At 76.1% G+C, this 603-nt stretch carries 1 pseudogene; it reads right to left on the bottom strand.

The annotated features are described in order from the left end of the window. A pseudogene (locus ACYVE7_RS35340) lies at nucleotides 1-603 on the bottom strand (hypothetical protein); the annotation flags it as partial.

The raw sequence follows: 603 nt of genomic DNA, 5'->3' as shown, positions 1-603 counted from the left end.
CAGCCGGCCGCCTTGCGGGTGCCGCCGTAGAGGCCCGGCTCGTCGCCGCCATCCCGTCGAGCCGGGCGCCGCGCACGTCCAGATAGTCGTCGCGAAGCTGCTGCGCGGTGTCGCTGACCCGCAGGTACGCCTTTTCGGCGTCGTCGAGCCGCTTGCGCAGCGCGTCACGTCTCCGTCCGACCTCGACCAGGCGTCCGGCCTCCGCGACGGCCCGTTCCGCTGCCTCCGCACCCGCGGCCGACACCCGGGCGTCGGCCAGCAGAGCTCGCCCCTCGTCGACCAGCCCGGGAAGCTCCGTCAGCTCGGCTTCGAGCGCGGCCACGGCCACCTCGGCGACCCGCTGCTCCTCCCGCCGCTCCCGTAGCTCGGCCACGGCCCGCGCATACCGCTCCCCATGCCCGGCGAACGCCTCCAGCCGAGCGATCTCGTCCCGCCGAACCCGCTCCCAACCCTCCAGCTCCCCGGCCGCCGCCTCACCCGACACCTCGGCAGCGGGTGTGCCGACCGGGCCGGAAAGCTGGCTGCGTTCCGCGCCGAGGCCCACGTGGGCGAGAGCGGTGGTGCGGTCGAGTGCGGCGGTGGCGTCGGCCGTGGCCTGGGCGC

The sequence above is a fragment of the Actinocorallia lasiicapitis genome, from assembly GCF_054778695.1.
This window is presented reverse-complemented; position numbering and strand designations above follow the sequence as displayed.